The following is a 21,087-nucleotide window of genomic DNA, read 5'->3' on the forward strand; positions in this document are numbered from 1 at the left end:
AAATGTAGGTTGGTATTATCTGTCCACAGGCACCCATTTGGAGCCATTGTATTTCAGGACAGGCGTAATCTGGTTTTCATTCGCTTTGGTATAGTCAAAACCCGACAGCAGGTATTCTTCGCTATCGAATTTCCGCGATTGCAGGCCGGAAGGCAGCTTGTCTTTGTGCTTAGAAAGCATCCGCCCAAAGAACAGCAGCTGATCATAGCCCTGGTACGAATACACCGAAGGAAATGTACTGGTTTTGTTATAATAGTTTTTCTGGAACTGGCGGATCGTTTCCTTCTCGCGGTCCACATAGTCGGCGTCGATGAGCGTCAGGCGCGCTCCGTAACGCGATAGCCTCGCCTGCTGGGAATTAAAGCTCGTTGATGTGGCTACAACAGGCAGGGTGTTCAGCTTGCGGCTGTTCAATACCTCTATCAGGTTTCCGCCCGATACACCGTCCGAAGAAAACAATGCAACGTGCGCAGGTTTATTGGTTTCAAACGAAGGGACCTTGTTTTCCATCGATTCGCGGTCGGGCTGGATGCGCGTGAGGGAGGTTACCTTCCCTCCTTTCGCCTTCCACTCGGCAGCGTACGAAGCAGCCATAGCCGAATCCTTGGCCGTATTGCCGTAGTAAATGACCGTGCTAAGGCCCGGAGAAAGCGTCCGCATCCATTGGGCGGCTCGTTGGGTTTGGTAGGTAATGGACGGGTGCCCGAGGTAAATGTTGCCGGCTTTCAGCAAATTGGCGTCCGTCGAAAGCGGGTTCAGCATAATCGCATTGCTGCCTGAAACGAAGTCGGCCGCCACGTCGAATGTATTGGCATACAACGGCCCGATCACCATGTCCGAGAGCTGGAAATTCTTGTTATCCGCAATCGCCTGCATGCCCCGCGCATCGTTGCCCACATCGTAAGCCCAGAGGTTCACGGTGATCCCTTCGCTTTGAAGCTGTTCTTTTGCAATGGTCAGGCCGAGGTAATAGTCGTAGGCAAACTGGTTGGAGCGGCGCCGGGAACTGCTGAATTCGTCGAGGCGGAACGGGAGCAGTACAGCCACGTCCAGGTATCCTTTCGTCCATTGTGTGTCGGATTTCGGTGCACTGCGCTTGGGCGCTTCCTCTACTTTTTCGCTTTTACGGAATTTAAACTGCTTGTCGAGCTGTGCGGCGTAGGCCAGGTCGCCCTGGGCCGGCGTACGCGTGGATTGAATGGCCTGGTAAACCATCAATGCAATGTCCCGGTCGGCAGGATACTGCTTTTGCAGGTCTTTCAGTTTCAAAAAGTCGCTGATCGCGCCGAGGTGATGTTGTTTCAATGCCTGCACATCCTTGTTGAGCGACGAATCCTTGATCCTCGCTAGCTGTTCCAGGCCCTCGCCGATCTGCCCGTTCTCGAAATTCACGGCGCCGAGCAGATAATACACGTCATTGATCTTGTTCCAGCCGGGGTAGCGGCTTTGGAGTTGGAGCAACATCTGCCGGCTGTCCTTGTAGCGTTTCAGATTGTAGGCGCTCAATGCATAGTAGTAGTGCGCATAGGGCGAATAGGCCGTTTTCGCATTTACGCTCGTCATGGAATAAAACTTATCCATCGCCACGGCGTATTTACCTTGTTTAAAATCTGCCAGGGCCGATCGGTACCGGCTGTCCGATTGAGCGCTATTCTGCCCGTATGCGGCCTGGAACAAACCGATCTGAACTGTCAAAATCAAAAAAAAGATAACTTTCATCAGGATTTCGGGGTCAAGATTATGCTGATTTTCTGGCTGCAAAAATCAGCCCAAAATGGAAAAAAACGGGCAATATCCCAACCGGAACATTGCCCTTTATTAATTACGATCTAAAAAGACCTTTTATTTCTTTTTTGTCTTTTTCTCTAATTCAGCCTGCTTCTTTTTTGCTTCTTCCGCAGCCTGCAACGATTTTTCGAGGTACTTCTGGAATTTGCTCTGTTTTTTCTCGCCGGTCGCGTTTTTCTTGCGGTTTTCTTCCAGGATATTTTTGATTTTATCCTCATTCACAAACCGTTTGATCAACAGCTGCTGAGCGATAGTCACGACGTTCGAAACGAAGTAGTAGAACGTCAAACCAGCCGGGAAAGAGTTCAATATGAACATGAACATCAGCGGCATCACGTACCCGAGCGCCTTCATATTCACCGGTCCGGGTTGTGTAGGCGTGTTCTGGTTGTTGTAATAGGCGTAACCGATGCTGGAAGCCGTCATCAGGATGGTGAACAAGCTGATGTGGTTACCGATGCCGAACGGCACTTCGAACGGCAGCTTGAAGAACGAATCGTACGTAGAAAGGTCATCCGCCCACAGGAACGATTGCTGCCGCAGCTCGATCAGGTTCGGAAAGAGGAAGAAGAGCGAGAACAGGATGGGCATCGTAGCCAGCACGGGCACACAGCCGCTCAGCGGGCTTACCCCTACCTGCTGGTAAAGCTTCATTTGCTCCTGCTGCTGTTTCGCGAGGTCGTCTTTGTTTTGCTCCCGGATTTGTTCCAGTTCCGGCCCCAGGATACGCATTTTCGCCATGCTGATGTACGATTTGTAAGTCAGCGGCGTGAGCAGCGTTTTAACAAACAATACCAGCAGGATGATCAGCAAGCCATAATTGCTCACAAATCCCTCGATGAGGTTGAAAAGCGGAACAAGGAAGAATTTGTTGATCGGTTTCAGGAATGCGTAACCGAGGTAAACGTTCTGGTCGAAGTTCTCGGCCTTCACTTTGTCTACGATGTGGTATTCGTTCGGGCCGAGGTAAAACTGGAAGTTCGCTTCGCCTTTCTGAACCGCTGCCGTGGGAATGCCCGCGAAAACGTTCATATTTTTCACGATCACCGAATCCTCCGGGTTCACGTTTGCACGCACGGTGACGTTCGTGAGCGGATGTTTTTCGGCGATCAGGCCCGCCAGGAAGTATTTGTGCTTGATGGTGAACCATTTAACCGGATCGGCCGTCTTTTCTTCCTCGTTGGAAGTCGGGCTGGTGGCCAGGCTTTTCAGTTCGTCCGTGTAGTAGTTTACGGTCACTACTTCACGGTTTTTCTTCATATCGTTTTCCAGTTGGAGCAGGTCGTTATCCCAATGGAATTCAACCGACTTGTTGGCCGGCAATGCGCCGCTGGCTTTAATGCCGTAGTCGATCACGTAGCCGGTGCCCCGCACTACGTAGGTCTGCTCAACCGTTTGATTATTCTTAATCGTCGCACGGTAAGTAATCACCGCCGAATCGCCTTCCGCAAGGGTGCGGTCCTGTGCGTCGGTCGTGAAGGTCTGGTTAGTAAGCCTTACGTCGCCGGTCTGCGTAGGCAGGTCGATCTGGAACTTGTTATGGTTTTCGGCGATCAGGTAAAGGGGTTTCTGATCGTAGGTTTTGTAGTTTTTCAACATCACCTCTTTCATTACCCCGCCTTTGTTGGTAAAAACCACGCGGGCGTCCTTCGTTTCGATCACCAGGTCCTTTTGCGGAATTGCGAGGGAATCAACTGATTGTGAGGAATTCTGGGTAGTATCCGAAGTGACAGACGAGGGTTTGGAAACCTCCTTCTTCACCTCCGCCACCGGAGTAGGTTCCACGGGTTTGGGAACCAGTATCTGGTAGCCTATCAGCATCAGCATGATCAAGACCAGGCCGATTACAAAATTTTTATCCATTATTTACTTTAAATTATTGAAATAACATACCGCTTACAAGGCGGCAAAGGTAACAAGTTTTTTCGCTTAACAGGCCTTAAAATGTGATCAGTGGGAAACCGGGTTGAGGGTTTCTACCGATCTTTTTTGCAATGAATAGGTCAATGCGGCCGCCACGAAATTCACGAAGATCGGGTGCGGGTTCATCACGGTGCTTTTCAGCTCTGGGTGAAACTGTACGCCAATGTAGAACGGATGCGAAGGCAGCTCGACCATTTCAACGAGGTTGTTGTCCGGGTTGATACCGGTAGCCAGCAGTCCCTTTTCGTCGAATTCCTTCAAGTATTTGTTGTTGAATTCGTAGCGGTGACGGTGGCGCTCGCTGATATTGGTTTTGCCGTAAATGCGGTGCGCCAATGTATCCTTTTTAATGCGGCACGGGTAAGCGCCCAAACGCATGGTTCCACCTTTGTTCGAAACATCTTTCTGATCTTTCATCAGGTGGATCACCGGATGGTCGGTAGCGGCATCCATTTCCACGGAATGCGCATTCTGCCAGCCGATCACGTTGCGGGCGTATTCGATCACGGCCATTTGCATACCCAAACAAATCCCGAAGAACGGAATGTTGTTCTCGCGTACATATTGAATGGCGGCGATCTTACCTTCGATACCGCGCTCGCCAAAGCCCGGAGCTACGAGCACACCATCGAGATTTTCGAGTTTTTCGACTGCATTTTCGGCAGTAAGGCTTTCAGAATGGATCCATTCGATATTCACCTTGCATTCATTCGCAGCGCCGGCGTGGATAAACGACTCCACGATCGACTTGTATGCATCGTGCAGCTCTACATATTTACCAACCAATCCAATCCGGACGGAATCGATCGGGTTTTTGAGTCTCGAAAGGAATGTCTTCCACGATTCGAGGTCCACGTCTTTGTCATTATAAATGTCGAGCATGTACAATGCACGCTGGTCTAGGCGCTCTTTGAGCATCAGCAAAGGCACGGCGTAAATCGTATCGGCGTCCATCGCCTCGATCACCGAGTTCACCTGAACGTTACAGAACAATGCGATTTTCTTGCGGATGTCGTACGGCAGCGGGTGCTCGGTGCGGCACACGAGGATATCCGGCTGGATACCCGATTCCTGCAACATTCTCACCGAGTGCTGCGTGGGCTTGGTTTTCAGCTCGCCTGCGGAGTTCAGGTAAGGGATAAGTGTAAGGTGGATCACAAGTGTATCCTGCTCGTCCATCTCGAATTTCACCTGACGCACCGCTTCCAGGAACGGCAGTGACTCGATATCCCCTACGCAACCACCTATTTCCGTAATCACAATGTCGTAATCACCGGTTTGGCCCAGCAACAGCATGTTTCTTTTCAGCTCGTCGGTAATGTGCGGAACCACCTGTACGGTTTTCCCGAGGAAGTCGCCGCGACGCTCGGCGGTAATAACGTTGTGGTAGATACGCCCTGTGGTGACGTTGTTTGCCTGTGAAGTGCGAACGTTCAGGAAACGCTCATAATGGCCCAGATCGAGATCGGTTTCGGCCCCATCGTCCGTTACGTAGCATTCGCCGTGCTCGTAGGGGTTCATGGTGCCCGGGTCGATGTTCAGATACGGGTCAAATTTTTGGATGGTAACGGAAAGCCCTCTGGCTTGCAGTAATTTAGCTAGTGATGAGGCAATGATTCCCTTGCCAAGTGAAGATGTAACACCGCCCGTAACGAAAATGTACTTAGCGGTCTTTCGTGCTTTGGAAGCCATAAGACTTTGCTGTTTTTCTATGATTACGGGATACAAAGATACAGGATTATTATAAGAATCTAAGCGGGGCCTGTCTAAATATTTGCCTGTAAAACAGTAAGGGCTTGGAAGTCTGACGGGTTATCAAATATAATTTTTTCAAATATTTAATTTCTATTTTGCATTCATTCCAAACCTTAATATCCTTTTAAAAATGATCCGAAAATTACTGTTCCTTCCTGCATTGCTGCTTTGCGGCGCCGGTTCCTGGGCGCAACAAGCGGCCGATCAAACCAAACCGCTTCACATTATCGTCTTCGGCGCCCACCCCGACGACTGCGACCTCGGTGCCGGCGGCATTGCTTCCATCTATTCTTTGATGGGCCACAAAGTGAAATTCGTTTCGCTCACGAACGGCGACGCGGGCCACCAGGACATCGGCGGTGGAGAATTGGCTGCGCGCCGCTATAAAGAAACACAGGAGGCTGCACGCCGCTGGGGAATCGAATACGACGTGCTCGATAACCACGACGGCGAGCTTTTGCCTACCATAGAAAACCGTCTGGCCGTGATCCGCAAAATCCGCGAATGGAACGCCGACGTGGTCATTGCCCCGCGCACCAACGATTACCACCCCGATCACCGCAATACGGGCGTGGTGGTGCAGGATGCCGCGTATCTCGTGATCGTGCCCAACGTACTCAGCAGCGTGCCGCCGCTCACAAAGAACCCCGTTTTCCTCTATTTCCGCGACCGTTTCCAGAGACCCAACTCATTCCGCCCGGATATCGCGATCGATATCACTGAAAATCTTGCTAAAAAAGTGGACGGACTGGACGCGCACGTTTCCCAATTTTACGAGTGGCTCCCCTGGACAAACGGTGACCTTGCTAACGTTCCCAAAGACGCAACCGAACGCAAAAAATGGCTCTTCACATCCATGGAAAAACGCTCATCCGTAACCCCGGAAATCAAGGCGTCACTGGACAAATGGTACGGCGCAGAAAAAGCCGCGAAGGTAAAATATGTAGAAGTTTTCGAAATCACGGAGTACGGTAAGCAACCCTCCGCGGAGGAAGTGAGGAGGCTGTTTCCGATGCTGCCGAAGTGAAATGATTGAATGATTGAATGATTGAATGATTGAATAGTTTGAGAGAAAATTCATTCAATCATTCAATCATTCGGTCATTCAATCATTAGCACATTTCCGCGAAACGCTTCAAGCCAAAAAACCACCCACTCCACCAATCTCCCCTCGCTTACTACGATAACCTGTCCTTAAAGCTCTCATATCCATACGATCGCACGAGCTGGAATTTTTGGTCAGCTTTCCATATACCAATGGAAGGTAAATTAACACCGTTAAATGTCGTGGTCTTCACCATCGTGTAGTGGATCATGTCCTCAAATATGATTTTATCGCCAGCGGCGAGTGGCTGGTCGAATGAGTAGTCGCCCATGTAGTCGCCTGCGAGGCAGGTCATTCCGCCCATGCGGTAGGTGGGTTTGCCGGGCTCCGGGTCCTGGTATGCGCCGCGGATGACGGGCTTGTAAGGCATCTCCAATGTGTCGGGCATGTGGGCTGCAAAGGAGGTGTCGAGGATGGCCACGTCGATGCCCTGGCTGTCGAGTACGTCGAGTACCATCGTGTATAATATTCCGGTGCGCCAGGCGATGGCTGAGCCGGGTTCGAGGATCACTTCCAGGTTGTATTTTTCTTTGATAGTACTAACTAATTTAATTAGCTTACTAATGTCATATCCTTCTCTGGTCATCAGGTGACCGCCTCCCATATTGAGCCATTTGGCCTGATGCAGCAAATCGCCGAAACGCTCTTCCAGTGCGGCGAGGGTACGCTCCAGAGTGTCGCTGCCATTTTCACACAGCGTATGAAAGTGAATGCCGTCGATCCCTGCGGGAAGCTCGTCGGGGAGCTTGTCGCGGGTGACACCCAGGCGCGAGCCCGGCACGCAGGGATTATACATGTCCGTGGCCACCTCCGAATATTGCGGGTTCACGCGGATTCCGCATGAAAGCGTCTTGTCCGGGTTAGCGGCTTTGTAGGCCTCTACCCTGCCCTGGAACCGCTCCCATTGGCTTAGGGAGTTAAAAGTAATATGGCTGCTGCGCTGCATGATCTCCTCAAACTCACCGTCGAGGTACGCGGGCATGTACGTATGCGACTGGTAGCCCATAAAATCGTTGATCAGCTTCACCTCGTTCAGCGAACTGGCGGTGGCGCCGGAGAGGTATTCCTTCACGATCGGGAATGCGCTGTACATCGAAAAACCTTTCAATGCGAGGATGATCTGGCATCCCGCGGCTTGCTGCACGGAGTCGATGAGTTCGAGGTTTTTACGGAGCAATTCCTCTTCCAATATGAAACACGGGGACGGAATTTCTTTAAAATCGATAGCCATTTGCTATAAATGAGTGTTTGTAGAATCTTCTTGCATGCAATGATTGCATAATTTTGTACACAAAACTATAAGTTTGAGTTTCCAAATCATGACCATTTTTCCAACCGACCTGCCAGCCAGCCTATGTCCTTCCTTGTTTTAGATATCGAAATGACCGGGCCGGAGCCGGGCTGGAATGAGATCATCCAGATTGGCGCAGAGTTTTTCGACGACAACTGGCGGTCGCTCGGGACGTATCTCCAAAACGTGTATCCTGAGAACGAGGAGGCGTTTTCAGTGAAATCGGAAGAAGTGCACGGCCTTTCGCTCGACGACCTCGAAGACGCGCCGATGATCTACGACGTGCTCCCGGAATTTGAAAAATGGATCAAAAAGCTCAATGCCGGCAAGCCGAGCCTGGCCAACGTCGTCATCTGCGGGCAGAGCGTGATCAACGACATCAACTTCCTCCGCTTCGCCTACCGCAACGAGAAGATGAAATGGGGCTTCTCCAACAAACAGCTCGATCTCCACACCGTATCCTATCTGTTCTTCCAAATCCTCGAAAAAAACGGCAAACAAGTACCTCGTTCGCTCAGCCTGGGCTCGGTGGCAAGCTATTTCGGATTCGAGCGGGAGGAAGAAACGCACAATGCGCTGGAAGACGCCCGCCTTACCGCCAAATGCTTTAAAGAATTTTTCAAGCTCATCGACCAGGTCAAACTTGTATGATCGACTATAACCCCAAGGAGTGGTTACGCTACATTTTCTATTTCCAGAAGGCGGACACCGTGCGCAAGCTCATGCCCATGATCCTCACCATGGCCGCCTATTCGAGCGTGATCGCATACCTGATCATCGTCCATTTCAGGATCACGGAGAACAACGACCTGAAAAACATTTCATTAATGCACTCGCTGCTCGGTTTTGTGATCTCGATGCTGCTCGTGTTCCGGACCAACACGGCGTACGACCGCTGGTGGGAAGGCCGCAAGCAATGGGGCATGCTGGTAAACGGGAGCCGCAACCTCGCGCTCAAACTGGCCGCGCTGATAGGCCCGGAATATGCCGACGAGCGTGAATTCTTCAAAAAGATGATCCCCAACTACGCCTTCGCCATGAAAAACCACCTGCGGAACAGGTACATTTCGGAGGAGTTTGAAGATACCAAGCTTTTTCAGAAATCATCGCTGGTCACCACCGACCATGTGCCCAACCAGATCGCCGCCGCGATATTTGCCAAAGTGATAGAGCTGCAAAAAAGGGGCGTATTGCTGCCCGAGCACACCATTATCTTAAACCACGAGCTCGAAGGGTTTACCAACATCTGCGGTGCCTGCGAGCGGATCAAGAACACGCCTATCCCGCTTTCTTACAGCTCGTTTATCAAGAAATTCATCTTTATTTACTGCCTCACGCTGCCGATCGGGTACGTGTTCAGCCTGCATTTCCTCGTCATTCCGTTCGTGATGTTCGTGTTTTACATCCTCGCGAGCCTCGAAGTAATCGCCGAGGAAATTGAAGATCCGTTCGGCGAAGACAGTAACGATTTGCCGATGGAACGCATCAGCGCGGGCATCCGTACTGCCACGCAGGCGCTTCTAAAATGACCTTGCAGCACCGGAAATTAGAAACTGGTTAGAAATACATTAAAATGCAAAATTTTTTCAGGATTTTGCGAGGTTTCGTTTCCACATAATTCTGGGCTATCCTGCAAAATTTCTGACGAAATAGCTTTCTAACGGATGGCATTTTTTCCTATCCGGTCATTTTTACTTAACATAGGGTAAATATATCGCCCTGTTTTTGCCAAAACGGCAATTCCAGCACTTATTAGAGCATTTGGCATTACTTTTTTCTGTTGTTAATTTTCATACAAGCCCTCGGAAAGAAGGGTTTATTAGTGAGAATAAACGATTACCGACATGAAAAAAGCTAGTTTTTTAATCGCCATATTAGTTGCCGGACTGTTCACCATCGCTGCCAGCGCGCAGTCGATCGTAGACCCGGGTATCTCAGTTTATAACTACAAACATCCTAACAAAGCTGCGCAAGCAAAAGCTGCCGGCAAGGACCAGAACACGATTCGCGTTGCTAACATGCGTACCGTCGAGCGCTTCGGCAAATACCAGACGAAATACATGAGCACAACGCCGAAATATGCGCCACGGCCTGCTACACTGGTTGTGACAAGGGAATATAAGCCGGAAGGTGTGCAGATTAACCCGCTCACTTCGCCGCGAAATTACAAAACCCCCACTCCCGGTGTGAGCACTGATACGGTGCAAATGGCTGAATATTATAATACCCCGGATAAGGTTTATCCGACGCAAGATTAACCATTGTATAATTGCGGAAAACGCCGGCTTCGATTGAGGCCGGCGTTTTTTTTATCAGCAATCCATCCTACTATTTATCAAAAAGTTCAAATAAAGGCGATTAGCAATTTTTTGGGCTTTTTTTGTCTGTTTTAAACGCCGGCAAAACGTCCCTTTAAATAATCTAAATTCTTCCCGACCAGAATGCTAACGCGCTGAAAAATAATTTTCAGCATGATTGAATTTTATAGTTCAATGTTTGAAAAGGATATGAATTGTGAAAAACGTTGCGGGTAATTTTGAAAACAAATCCTGATAACCTGTTTCTTAATTAACCTGTAATGAATCCTAAACCACTCGTTTTTGCAGCATTCCTCGCATTAGCCGCAACCCCTGGCAATGCGGCCCGGGCACAGGCCCTCCGCCTCACCGACCCGGGCATTTCGACCCACAATTACAAGCACCCAAACAAAGCAGCAGCGGCGCCGAAGGCCAGGCTGGTTGTCGAATCCTCTGATCCGGCGCTCGCTGCCCGCTTTGCCACACTCAGTGTAGGACGCCCCCAATCCGACCCGACGCCGAAATATGCGCCGCGCGAGGTGCGGTTCGTCGTCTTCACCCGCCAGCGCACGCAGCGGGGCCTGATCAACCCGCTCGTATCGACGCGGAACTACAAAACCGGCAATGGCGCACATTCGATCCAACCCGCCCGGGAAGCCGGATGGCTCTGCGGTACGAATTAATTATAACAAATGCAGCCTATTGCCAGGCCGGTGCCCATGCACCGGCTTTTCCCGTTGTCGGGCCGATAGTGGTTTAACCGGGAAAATGTATGACGATACCAAGCGCCGCCTCAGTTTAATCAATTTTTAACCCACTGGCTTTGTAGCCAATATTTGAATTTCATAATTTCAGCTCATGATACCGAATGAGACCGTAGCGCATTTTTACGAAACGCACCCCGCTGCGAAGGGACTGAAAGGTCCTGACAAAACCACCGGGGATGAAGGTCATTTCAACGTATTCTCCCGGGTGTTCTGCAACAAATACACTTCCTATGCAAGAAGGGATTTTTACAAAATCTCGCTCATTCTCGGGAAGGGGAAGATTACCTACGGCAACCAGGAGATCGAGATCAACCGGAATGCACTCGTTTTCTTCAACCGCAATGTGCCCTATTCCTGGCAGGCAATGTCAGAAGAGCAATCGGGGTACTTCTGCCTTTTTACCGACCAGTTCCTGAGCACGATCAACCGCTCGGCCACCGTGGCCGACTGCCCTATTTTGCGAAATGACGCCATTCCGGTGTATTTTATCAATGAAGAGCAGCAGGAATACCTCCTCAGCATTTTCGGCAAAATGCAGGCCGATATCGAGTCGAGCTACGTGCACAAGTACGACCTGATGCGCAATTACGTGAACGTGCTCGCCCACGAGGCCATGAAAATGCAGCCTTCCGAGGTGAACGACGTGCATGTGAATGGATCGGCAAAGTTATCATCGCAATTCCACGAGCTGCTCGAACGCCAATTCCCCATTGAATCGCCGGAACACAAGCTGAAACTCAAAACAGCCAAGGATTATGCCAACCGGCTTGGCGTGCATGTGAACCACCTCAACAGGGCATTGAAGGAAATAACGGGAAAAACTACCACCGAACACATCATCGACCGCGTGCTGGCGCAATCGAAAGTGATGCTCCGGCATTCCAACTGGAGTGTGGCCGAGATCGCGTTCTGTCTCGGCTTCGAATACCCTGCCTATTTCAATAACCTGTTTAAAAAGCAGATCGGCATTACGCCCAAATCGTACCGGGTCCACGAACGGTAAATATGTTTGAATTTTATAAGATATTGTTTGAAAGTATTAAGTCCTGCACACGCGCCCCGGTAGAAGTGCCATATAATTTCTGAATGCCCATGACGTCAAAGAAGTATTTTCCCTCCCTGCTGCTGGCCCTTTCGCTGGGCGGTGCCGGTGAGAAGCTGTGTGCCCAAACACTTACATTAGAGCAGGCCGTAGAGACCGCCGTGAGCAATTACGGCAGCATTAAGGCCAAAAATAATTACCTCAATGCTTCGAGAGCGACGGTAATCCAGAGCCGGAAGGAATACCTGCCCAATTTCAACCTCTCCGCGCAGCAGGACTACGGCACGGTCAACGGCCAGAACGGCCCGCTTTACGGCATGGGGCTATCGGTAGCTTCGTCGGGGCTGCCGCTGCCGGACCAAAACTGGAACTCCGCATTCGGCGCACTGTACCTGACGAACGTCAACTGGGACTTCTTCGCATTCGGCCGTGCACGTGAACGCATTCACGTAGCGCAGTCGGCCGTGAACCGCGACCGTGCCGACCTCGACCAGGAACAGTTCCAGCACAGCGTGCGCGTGGCCGGGGCGTATCTCAACCTGCTTGCCGCCCAGCGGCTCATCCGGTCGTGGGAAAACAACCTGGAACGCGCCAATGCATTGAAAACCGTAGTGGTAACCCGCGCAAAAAACGGGTTGATCCCCGGCGTGGACTCTTCGCTGGCCAATGCGGAAGTGTCGAATGCCAAGATCAGCATCACACAGGCGCGCGATTTCGAGCAGGAACAGGCCAACATCCTGGCCCGGCTGATGGGCGTCACCGAGCAGCGTTTTCAGCTCGATACATTGCTGCTCTCCCGAACACCGCGCATGGCCGCCGAGCCGGCCGGTAAGCCCGAGAACCACCCGTTGCTGCGGTTTTATTCCAACCGCATTGCCGTAAGCGAGCAGCAGGCCAAATACTTCCACACCCTTGCGATGCCTACATTCTCGCTGTTTGGCGTGTTTCAGGGTCGCGGAGCAGGTTTTTCATCCAGCTACGCCGCCGACCAGACGGCCTACACACACAATTATTTCGAGGGTATCAAACCGGTGAGGTACAATTATCTGCTGGGGATCGGCGCTACCTGGAACATGACGAGCATGCTGCGGGTCCGGCAGCAGGTCATGTCACAGAAATTCATTTCCAATGCATTGAAAGAGGAATACGACCTGGCCGATCAGCAATTGAAAAACCAGCTGATCCTCTCCGAAACGAAGATCAGCAATGCTATTGCCAATTACCGTGAGGCGCCGGTACAGGTACGATCGGCTTCCGACGCCTATTTGCAGAAAAGTGTTTTGTATAAAAACGGCCTCAGCAATATCGTGGACATGACGCAGGCCCTCTATGTGCTCAACCGCGCCGAAACAAGCCGCGACATCGCCGCCACAAACATCTGGCAGGCGATATTACTCAAAGCAGCGGCAAGCGGCGACATCGGCATTTTTCTGAATCAGTAACACCTGACCACAAATGACAATGTCGCTCATAAATTATAGTATCGTTACAATTCACATTTTCGTAACATGGATTTAATACGTTTTGCATTGCGTAAGCCGATCACCATCATGGTGATCGTAGCTGCGTTATTCTTTTTTGGAATTGATGCGGTGCGGAAGATCAAGGTCGATATTTTCCCGAAGCTCGATTTGCCGGTGATGTACATCGCGCACCCTTTCGGGGGCTACACGCCGGACCAGATGGAGACTTTCTTCGCCAAACAGTACATCAACATTCTCCTGTATGTAAACGGTATCAAGAGCATTGAAACGAAGAACATCCAGGGCCTTACCCTGATGAAGGTGAACTTCTACCCCGGCACCAACATGGCGCAGGCGTCGGCGGAGCTCAGCGCATTTACCAACCGCGCGCAGGCCATTTTCCCGCCCGGCTCCAACCCGCCGTTCATTATCCGTTTCGATGCCTCCACATTGCCCGTTGGCCAGCTCGTGCTAAGCTCCGAAAAACGCAGCAATAACGAATTGCTCGACCTGGCGAACGTGTACGTGCGGTCTACATTTACCTCAATACCGGGCCTGGTATCGGCGCCACCTTTCGGCGGTAACATTCGTACGATCGTCGTGAAAGTGGACCCGGAGTTGCTCCGCTCGCACAATCTCACGCCCGATCAGCTCGTGGAAGCATTGCGGGTGAACAACCAGACGGCCCCATCGGGCAACGTGCGCATTGGCGATAAAAACTACATTACCCCCACGAACACGACGGTGCGGTATGTGAAGGATTTTGAAAACATCCCGCTTTTCAAAGGCGGCGTGCAGAACCTTTACCTCCGCGACGTGGCTACCGTGGAAGACGGCGCTGATATAGCCACGGGTTACGGGTTGGTGAACGGCAAGCGGTCGGTGTACCTGAGCATTGCCAAAGGTGCCGACGCGTCGACCTGGGAAGTCGTTCAAAACCTCAAAAAAGCGATCCCGCGTATTCAGAACACATTGCCGGAGGACGTGAAGGTCAGCTACGAGTTCGACCAGTCGACCTATGTAATGAACTCCGTTAAAAGTTTGCTGACCGAAGGTGCTATTGGTGCCATACTCACCGGCCTGATGGTGTTACTCTTCCTCGGCGACGCCCGCGGCGCATTGATCGTAATCCTCACCATCCCGACATCGATCATTGCCGGCGTGTTGTTCCTTAACCTGTTCGGGCAAACGATCAACATCATGACATTGAGTGGGTTAGCACTTGCCATTGGCATTTTGGTGGATGAAAGTACAGTTACGATCGAGAACATCCACCAGCATTTTGACATGGGCAAACCGAAAGCGCTCGCGATCTGGGATGCCTGTAAGGAAATCGCATTCCCTAAGTTGCTGATCCTCTTCTGTATCCTGGCTGTATTCGCTCCGGCGTTCACGATGGGCGGCATTCCCGGATCGCTCTTCCTGCCGCTGGCGCTGGCGATTGGTTTCAGCATGATCGTTTCATATTTCCTCGCGCAGACATTCGTGCCAGTAATGGCCAACTGGATTATGAAAGTGAAGCATCACCAGAAACCCGATGGCACCGAAATGACAGACGCCGAAGAGTTTGCGGCATCGGGCCTGAGCAAAAATCCGGATGCACAGAAGGAGGCACTCATCCACCGTGCCGATGCGGATCAAAACGGCAAAATCAGCGTGTTTGAGCGGGTCAGGGCACGTTTCATGCGCTTTATCAACCGGACAATGCCTTTCCGGAAACCGATCGTGGTCGCCTATCTGCTCGTTACCACGGCTTTGGCGGCATTCCTGCTGAACAGCATTGGCAAAGATGTTTTGCCCAAAGTAAACGGCAGCCAGTTCCAGGTGCGGCTGCGTGCTCCCGAGGGTACACGAATGGAGCGCACGGAGGAGAAAACGCTGAAAACGATTAACATCATCAAAAAGATCGTTGGCCCGGAAAACGTATCGGTCACTTCCGCGTACGTGGGCCAGCACCCGGGATTGTTTTCCGTAAGCCCCATTTACCTGTTTATGGCCGGCCCGCACGAGGCCGTTTTGCAGGTGGGCTTGCATGAAGGATTCCACACCAACCTGGACGAGCTGAAAGAGAAGATCCGTACCGAAATGAAGCAGGCAATGCCCGACGTGACGACTTCTTTCGAACCCATTGAACTTACCGATAAAATCCTCAGCCAAGGCTCACCTACCCCGATCGAAGTACGGATGTCGGGCCGTGACAAGAAGCTGAATGAGCAATATGCGCAAAAAGTCATTGCCAAATTAAAGGAGATCAGCTACTTGCGTGACATTCAGCTGGGACAATCCACCAAGTACCCGGCCATTAAAATCGAGGTAGACCGCATTCGGGCTGCCCAGCTCGGTGTGGATATGAATGATGTTTCCAGATCGCTGATCGCCTCCACATCCTCTTCACGCTATACCGACAAGAATATCTGGGTGGACGAAAAGGGCGGTTTCAGCTATGCGGTGCAGGTTCAGGTCCCTGAAAGTAAAATGAACAGCGTGCAGGAAATGGGCGAGATTCCGCTGCTGCGAAACGCGAACCGCCCCGTGCTGAGCGATATCGCAACCATCACGCCGGATACCACTTACGGCGAAAATGATAACCTCGGTGCCATGCCCGTGCTCTCGGTAACGGCCAATTTGAACAATACCGACCTCGGTGTGGCGCAAGCGGATGTGCGGCAGGCGCTCGCATCCCTCGGCGAACTGCCCCGCGGACTGACCGTTGAGCTGGTGGGCCTGAGCCAAACATTGACCGACACGCTGGACAGCCTGCAAAATGGGCTGGTAGTAGCCATTGTGGTGATATTCCTGATGCTGGCGGCCAACTTTCAATCGTTCAAAGTCTCCGCGATCGTACTCGCAACGGTTCCTGCGGTAATCCTGGGCTCGCTTGCATTGCTGATGGTGACCGGCTCTACATTGAACCTTCAAAGCTACATGGGCATTATCATGTCGGTGGGCGTATCGATTTCGAATGCGGTGCTATTGATCACCAATGCCGAGCAGTTGCGCAAGCACAGCGGCAATGCGATAGAAGCCGCCAAAGAGTCGGCTGGCTTGCGCCTCCGCCCTATCGTGATGACGGCCGTGGCGATGGTGGTGGGTATGATCCCGATGGCGAGCGGGCTCGGCGAAGCGGGCGACCAGTCGTCGCCGCTGGGCCGGGCGGTCATTGGCGGGCTTGTGGCCTCCACGTTTGCCGCATTGTTTATCCTGCCGCTGGTGTTCGCCTGGGGACAGGGCAAGGCCTCTACGCAAAGCGTTTCCCTCGACCCCGAGGATGAAGAGAGTAAGTACTACGTTCCAATGACCCGTTAATCCAAACATCGAACCTATCCGACTATGAAACATATTCATCACATCGCCATCACCGTGCTCGTTGCCAGTACCGTCCTGCAAAGCTGCGGTTCGTCGCGGGCCGAAGAAGAAGAGCGCAAAAAGGCCGCTGCCGAAGCGAGCGCCGAAGCACCCGCAGTGGACGCATTCCCACTTAAAAAAGAGCAACTGGCATCGGACATCCAGATTCCAGGCGAACTGATCGCTTTCCAGCACGTCGATATTTATGCCAAAGTGAGCAGCTTTGTCAAAAAACTGCACGTGGATGTGGGTACCGAGGTGCGGGAAGGCCAGTTGCTGGCCACAATGGAGGCTCCCGAGATTACCTCCCAGCTCGTCACGAGCGAATCCCGGTTGAAATCGTTCGAAGCCATTTACCAGGCCAGTAAGGCCAATTACGAACGTCTGCTCGAAACCAGCAAAACGCCAGGCACGGTGTCGCAAAACGACCTGGATGTGGCCCTGGCTAAGCAACGCTCCGATCTCGCCCAGCTCGACGCAGCGCGTTCGGCGAGCCGCGAAATCACCGACACCCGCAATTACCTCGAAATCCGGGCGCCATTCAGCGGCATTATCTCCGCGCGTAATGTGAGCACGGGCGCTTACGTGGGGCCGTCGGGCAAAGGCTCCGAATTTCCATTGTTCACACTGGTGGAGCAGCGCAAGTTGCGTTTGGTGGTGAGTGTGCCGGAGCAATACACCAGCTATCTCAAAAATCAGAGCCAGGTTTCGTTCAAAGTGAAGTCGCTGCCCAACCAGCAGTTCCCGGCCAGAGTATCGCGCCTCGCGGGGGCGCTCGATACGCGATTACGCTCGCAACGCACGGAAATGGATGTAATTAACAGTGATAGAAAACTTTTACCCGGTATGATCGCCGAAGTGACTATTCCGCTGGCCGGCGACGCGAATACTTTTGCCGTTCCCCGCTCGGCTGTGCTGAATTCTACGCAAGGCACTTATGTGATCAAAGTAGTGGATCGTCGTGCCGTATGGGTGCCGGTGAAAACAGGCAGCAGCAGCTCGGATAAGACCGAAATTTTCGGCGATGTGAAGGAGGGTGATGTGCTTGTGAAAGTCGCTAATGAAGAGATACGCGACAATTCGGATCTTAAAAATGTGAAGCAGGCCGATATATAGGCGCTAACGCATGGCCGTTTTGCCCTCATTCAATACAATTCTCAGTTTAAAACCTGCAAGATCGGTCTTTACCTCACGGCAAAGGCCGTTTTTGTAAGAATACACACCTTCCTTGCCGTCCGGCAGCGTCACACCATATTTGCCCTCAGAGAGTTTCCGGATGTTACACATCTTGCCGTACCGTTCGGAATACACCTCTGTAATGTTGATAGGCTCTTTGTAATACAAGCTCGTAATAGTGCTCATAATCGGCTTGTTTACCACCGCAGCCGGCTTGTCCTCGCCATCTTCGCCTGAAAAAAGTACCTCGTAAAGCGTCTTGGAGCTGGTTTTCGTCAGCGTTTTCTCTTTCAGGTCGCCGTTGACGTGGTGCGCACAGGTGGCTGATACCAGCTTGCCCTGCACGTAATTGGTTTGGGTTGAGTAGGAACCCTTGTAGAACATGACCTTGAAATCGGACTCGATACGATGCGTTTCCACATTGTCCTTGCCTTTTTCATCGAATACTTTCAGAGAGCCGATGGTCCTTCCCGCCACGATCACATCGTAGACGTTCTGGCCCCTGGCCATTGAAATGACAAGCATTAAAAACCCGATTACTGCGAATCCCGATACACGCATCTTTCTTCCTGTTTTGGTCCCCAATAGTGTGCAATCCCTTAATAACTCCATTATTTCTGTTCCTATTGCCTTTGGACGAAGAATATCAAGCCATTAACTTAACAGAAAGCACGCGAAAAATGACGACCAATCGGAAAAAAGGGGGATTAAATGCCACAACAGTTAGTGAACGGCACCTATCCCCCTCGATGGCTAGAATCGCCCGAATTTCAATGTGACATTGTAGGAGATATTACTCAAATCGCTGTCGGAAAGGCCATTTCCTTTGGCATTGAAAGCCTTGCGGTATGAAACGCCCGGGCTGAACCGCATCCATTTCAGCACATTGAACTCGACCTGCACGCCCGGCTCCATAACAAAGAAGAATCTGGCGTCGTCGTCGTGGTCGTAGCGGTCGTCCCAATCGTCCCAGTCGTCTAAGTCGCGGCGGTCGTATTGCAATGTAAATCCGCTGCCTGTCATAAGATTGGCCGTGAAATGCACTTTACGCGTGGAAGCGATCACATATTCGGTCATCAACCCGAACTGGCCATACATATAGGTCATTTTGCGCGCGGGGAAGTTTTGTTCAATCTGGGGCACCCGGATGAAGTTGGTCGTAGCCGCACCCGCTACCCCGATCAGGAAACGCTGGTTGATGAACCAGCCGCCGTATATTTCCGGCATATTGGCAAATTGTCCGTCGATGGTCGTAAACTTATTCGAAATGGCCGCATAACCGCCCGAGCGCCAGATGCCGCGGTTTTGGAAAATGGTCTGGTTTTCCTGCGCCGAAACGCCTGACAAGCCTGCCAGAGCGAAAATAAGCGTGAAGGATAGAATGATTTTTCTCATAGTTGTCTTGTTGTTTTTACCGAGACAACTCGCCCCTTCTATCCCCCTATTCCGCCATTATTTTTTTGTAAAATCTATTTGCCTAATGAAAAATCGAGCTGCTGGATCAGCGCCGGGTTCTCGGGCGAGAGCGTGAAATACACGCGGATACTTCCCGACGTGCAGGTGAGTTTAAACGTGCCGCGAAGCTGGTTTTCAGCTACCATATCGGTCGCTCCGGTGATCTTTCCCGTTTTGGTAAGCAATGCGTCCAGCTCTTTGCGCCGGTGTGCCAGCGAGCGGTCGGGAAAGAAATTTTCCGCAAAAATCCCGCTTTGCTCCGCATTCTCCCAGCCGGGAAGCAGTTTTACAAGCTGCTCTTTGCGTTGTTTCAAAACCTGCGACACGCGCACGGGCAGCGGTTTCAGGCCCGCTATGGCGATGATCGTGTCCAGCACAGCGGTATTGATCGTCGCCATGCCCGCGTACGTCCGGTTCGCATGGGCAATGATGCCGATGCCGTATTCGGGTAAAATCTGCCATTGGCTACCGAAGCCCGGCAAGCCGCCCGTGTGCCCGATGCCCGTGCGCCCCTCGCAGTCACGGCTCCACCGCAATCCATAGCCATAAGCCGACACCATAGCGCAGGAGCGGCCACCGGGATATTTGTAGGAGGCATTCAAGCTGGTGAAATTCCAGGGCATTTGCATTTCACGCACGTCGGCGCGCAGTACAGGGCCGGTTTCAGCGTCTGAGGAAGGCGGCCAGGCCGACAAATGGAATGCGACGTACTTGCTGAAATCGTCGATGGACGTAATCAGGCCACCCATTGCGCCGTAGGTCCCGTCGTGTTCCAGCGCCTCTTCTTTCCAGACCTCGTCCTCATACCGGTAGCCGTGCGCGAGCAGGTGCGCGGGTGCTTCCGAATACTCCCAAATGGTATTTTTCATGCCAAGCGGAGTGAAAATGACCTCATTGATATACTGCTGATACGGCTTGCCCGACACATTCGAAATAATCTTCCCGAGCATTGCAAAGCCGAGGTTACTGTATTCGTAGGTCACTCCGGGCACGTTGGAGAATGATATGCCTTTGGAAATCAATGCGATCAGCTCATCGTCTTTCGTATCAAGCTGGCGGTCGCCCCAGGGATTGTCTTCCGGGAAACCGGCCATGTGCGTGAGCAAGTGGCGAATGGTAATCGGCGGCGCGTCCCGGGTAAGCGTCGGCATGCTTTTCAGTTCAGGAATGTAGAGGAATGCCGGGTCGTCGAGCTTCAATTTGCCTTCCTTCTGGAGTGCCAGTATGCCCATAGCCGTTACACTTTTCGACATGGATGCAATGCGGAAAAGCGATTGGGGCGTCGCTTTTGTCGAGCTCGCGATCTCTGAAAAGCCCTGCCCACCCGACAGCAGCAGCTTCCCATCCACCACCAGCCCGAACGCGAGGCCGGGGAAATGGTTTTTCTCCGCGTAGTCACGGTACATCTTCTCCACGACCGGCCATGCCGCCCGGATTTTGTCGAGCCGGTCATTATCTGCGGGCTGCGCCCAGGTTGTGAATGTTGTCAGAAGAAAGAGTAATGTAAAAAAGGCTCGCATAGACAGGTGATCGGGCTGGTTAGGGAATGGGTGAAGTTAAAAAACTGTAACCGATTTCCCTACTATTTCACCTCCCGCCCAAAGCCGACAAGCCGATAAATAACTAAAATGCAACGATTCTTCGTTTTGTACAACACTTACTTTTTAATTTAATTTAAAA

General features: G+C 51.8%; 16 protein-coding genes. 9 read left to right on the plus strand and 7 right to left on the minus strand.

The window, feature by feature from the left end:
* Positions 1 to 15 precede the first annotated feature (15 nt).
* The 3 genes from DFER_RS05665 to pyrG form a co-directional block, all read right to left on the minus strand.
* Positions 16 to 1,719 carry an ABC transporter substrate-binding protein gene (locus DFER_RS05665; protein ID WP_015810652.1) on the minus strand — a complete coding sequence of 568 codons (1,704 nt, stop codon included), beginning with the start codon at positions 1,717 to 1,719 and terminating at the stop codon, positions 16 to 18.
* 123 nt (positions 1,720 to 1,842) lie between these two features.
* Positions 1,843 to 3,651, minus strand: coding sequence for a membrane protein insertase YidC (gene yidC, locus DFER_RS05670; RefSeq protein WP_015810653.1), 1,809 nt, complete (start codon positions 3,649 to 3,651; stop codon positions 1,843 to 1,845).
* 87 nt (positions 3,652 to 3,738) lie between these two features.
* Complete coding sequence (gene pyrG, locus DFER_RS05675; protein ID WP_015810654.1) at positions 3,739 to 5,403, minus strand: CTP synthase; 1,665 nt, start codon at positions 5,401 to 5,403, stop codon at positions 3,739 to 3,741.
* 193 nt (positions 5,404 to 5,596) lie between these two features.
* Between pyrG and DFER_RS05680 the strand changes: the two genes are divergently transcribed.
* Positions 5,597 to 6,493, plus strand: a complete 897-nt coding sequence (locus DFER_RS05680) for a PIG-L deacetylase family protein (RefSeq protein WP_015810655.1) — start codon at positions 5,597 to 5,599, stop codon at positions 6,491 to 6,493.
* Positions 6,494 to 6,644: 151 nt separating this feature from the next.
* Here DFER_RS05680 and nspC read toward each other — a convergent pair whose 3' ends face one another.
* Positions 6,645 to 7,802 carry a carboxynorspermidine decarboxylase gene (gene nspC / locus DFER_RS05685; RefSeq protein ID WP_015810656.1) on the minus strand — a complete coding sequence of 386 codons (1,158 nt, stop codon included), beginning with the start codon at positions 7,800 to 7,802 and terminating at the stop codon, positions 6,645 to 6,647.
* Between the two features lie 123 nt (positions 7,803 to 7,925).
* On the opposite strand from nspC, the gene DFER_RS05690 reads away from it, so the two are divergent.
* From DFER_RS05690 to DFER_RS05725, 8 genes are all read left to right on the plus strand, one after another.
* Entirely contained in the window at positions 7,926 to 8,513 is a 588-nt protein-coding gene (locus DFER_RS05690) for a 3'-5' exonuclease (protein WP_015810657.1), read from the plus strand.
* The gene (locus DFER_RS05695) at positions 8,510 to 9,391 is read left to right on the plus strand and encodes a bestrophin family protein (protein ID WP_015810658.1); all 882 of its coding nucleotides are present in this window, start codon (positions 8,510 to 8,512) and stop codon (positions 9,389 to 9,391) included. The genes DFER_RS05690 and DFER_RS05695 overlap by 4 nt, the downstream gene beginning before the upstream one ends.
* 315 nt (positions 9,392 to 9,706) lie before the next feature.
* Positions 9,707 to 10,120 carry a hypothetical protein gene (locus DFER_RS05700; protein WP_015810659.1) on the plus strand — a complete coding sequence of 138 codons (414 nt, stop codon included), beginning with the start codon at positions 9,707 to 9,709 and terminating at the stop codon, positions 10,118 to 10,120.
* Positions 10,121 to 10,440: 320 nt separating this feature from the next.
* Positions 10,441 to 10,842 carry a hypothetical protein gene (locus DFER_RS05705; protein ID WP_015810660.1) on the plus strand — a complete coding sequence of 134 codons (402 nt, stop codon included), beginning with the start codon at positions 10,441 to 10,443 and terminating at the stop codon, positions 10,840 to 10,842.
* A gap of 175 nt (positions 10,843 to 11,017) precedes the next feature.
* The gene (locus tag DFER_RS05710) at positions 11,018 to 11,929 is read left to right on the plus strand and encodes a helix-turn-helix domain-containing protein (protein WP_015810661.1); all 912 of its coding nucleotides are present in this window, start codon (positions 11,018 to 11,020) and stop codon (positions 11,927 to 11,929) included.
* Positions 11,930 to 12,018: 89 nt separating this feature from the next.
* The gene (locus DFER_RS05715; RefSeq protein ID WP_229206189.1) at positions 12,019 to 13,410 is read left to right on the plus strand and encodes a TolC family protein; all 1,392 of its coding nucleotides are present in this window, start codon (positions 12,019 to 12,021) and stop codon (positions 13,408 to 13,410) included.
* 66 nt (positions 13,411 to 13,476) lie between these two features.
* A complete protein-coding gene (locus DFER_RS05720) occupies positions 13,477 to 16,737 on the plus strand; it encodes an efflux RND transporter permease subunit (RefSeq protein WP_015810663.1) in 3,261 nt (1,086 codons plus the stop codon).
* 24 nt (positions 16,738 to 16,761) lie between these two features.
* Entirely contained in the window at positions 16,762 to 17,892 is a 1,131-nt protein-coding gene (locus tag DFER_RS05725; protein WP_015810664.1) for an efflux RND transporter periplasmic adaptor subunit, read from the plus strand.
* Positions 17,893 to 17,895: 3 nt separating this feature from the next.
* On the opposite strand, the gene DFER_RS05730 is transcribed toward DFER_RS05725, so the two are convergent.
* The 3 genes from DFER_RS05730 to DFER_RS05740 form a co-directional block, all read right to left on the minus strand.
* The gene (locus DFER_RS05730) at positions 17,896 to 18,477 is read right to left on the minus strand and encodes a DUF6134 family protein (protein WP_229206190.1); all 582 of its coding nucleotides are present in this window, start codon (positions 18,475 to 18,477) and stop codon (positions 17,896 to 17,898) included.
* Between the two features lie 228 nt (positions 18,478 to 18,705).
* Positions 18,706 to 19,347, minus strand: a complete 642-nt coding sequence (locus DFER_RS05735) for a hypothetical protein (RefSeq protein WP_015810666.1) — start codon at positions 19,345 to 19,347, stop codon at positions 18,706 to 18,708.
* Positions 19,348 to 19,421: 74 nt separating this feature from the next.
* Positions 19,422 to 20,927, minus strand: a complete 1,506-nt coding sequence (locus DFER_RS05740) for a serine hydrolase domain-containing protein (RefSeq protein WP_015810667.1) — start codon at positions 20,925 to 20,927, stop codon at positions 19,422 to 19,424.
* Between the last annotated feature and the right edge of the window lie 160 nt (positions 20,928 to 21,087).

The sequence above is a fragment of the Dyadobacter fermentans DSM 18053 genome (assembly GCF_000023125.1).
Classification (GTDB): Bacteria; Bacteroidota; Bacteroidia; order Cytophagales; family Spirosomataceae; genus Dyadobacter; species Dyadobacter fermentans.

What these genes read in the sequence shown, in the direction of transcription:
- DFER_RS05665 (WP_015810652.1), bottom strand. Translation starts at nt 1,719, where the DNA reads ATGAAAGTTATCTTTTTTTTGATTTTGACAGTTCAGATCGGTTTGTTC.
- yidC (WP_015810653.1), bottom strand. Translation starts at nt 3,651, where the DNA reads ATGGATAAAAATTTTGTAATCGGCCTGGTCTTGATCATGCTGATGCTG.
- pyrG (WP_015810654.1), bottom strand. Translation starts at nt 5,403, where the DNA reads ATGGCTTCCAAAGCACGAAAGACCGCTAAGTACATTTTCGTTACGGGC.
- DFER_RS05680 (WP_015810655.1), top strand. Translation starts at nt 5,597, where the DNA reads ATGATCCGAAAATTACTGTTCCTTCCTGCATTGCTGCTTTGCGGCGCC.
- nspC (WP_015810656.1), bottom strand. Translation starts at nt 7,802, where the DNA reads ATGGCTATCGATTTTAAAGAAATTCCGTCCCCGTGTTTCATATTGGAA.
- DFER_RS05690 (WP_015810657.1), top strand. Translation starts at nt 7,926, where the DNA reads ATGTCCTTCCTTGTTTTAGATATCGAAATGACCGGGCCGGAGCCGGGC.
- DFER_RS05695 (WP_015810658.1), top strand. Translation starts at nt 8,510, where the DNA reads ATGATCGACTATAACCCCAAGGAGTGGTTACGCTACATTTTCTATTTC.
- DFER_RS05700 (WP_015810659.1), top strand. Translation starts at nt 9,707, where the DNA reads ATGAAAAAAGCTAGTTTTTTAATCGCCATATTAGTTGCCGGACTGTTC.
- DFER_RS05705 (WP_015810660.1), top strand. Translation starts at nt 10,441, where the DNA reads ATGAATCCTAAACCACTCGTTTTTGCAGCATTCCTCGCATTAGCCGCA.
- DFER_RS05710 (WP_015810661.1), top strand. Translation starts at nt 11,018, where the DNA reads ATGATACCGAATGAGACCGTAGCGCATTTTTACGAAACGCACCCCGCT.
- DFER_RS05715 (WP_229206189.1), top strand. Translation starts at nt 12,019, where the DNA reads ATGACGTCAAAGAAGTATTTTCCCTCCCTGCTGCTGGCCCTTTCGCTG.
- DFER_RS05720 (WP_015810663.1), top strand. Translation starts at nt 13,477, where the DNA reads ATGGATTTAATACGTTTTGCATTGCGTAAGCCGATCACCATCATGGTG.
- DFER_RS05725 (WP_015810664.1), top strand. Translation starts at nt 16,762, where the DNA reads ATGAAACATATTCATCACATCGCCATCACCGTGCTCGTTGCCAGTACC.
- DFER_RS05730 (WP_229206190.1), bottom strand. Translation starts at nt 18,477, where the DNA reads ATGCTTGTCATTTCAATGGCCAGGGGCCAGAACGTCTACGATGTGATC.
- DFER_RS05735 (WP_015810666.1), bottom strand. Translation starts at nt 19,347, where the DNA reads ATGAGAAAAATCATTCTATCCTTCACGCTTATTTTCGCTCTGGCAGGC.
- DFER_RS05740 (WP_015810667.1), bottom strand. Translation starts at nt 20,927, where the DNA reads ATGCGAGCCTTTTTTACATTACTCTTTCTTCTGACAACATTCACAACC.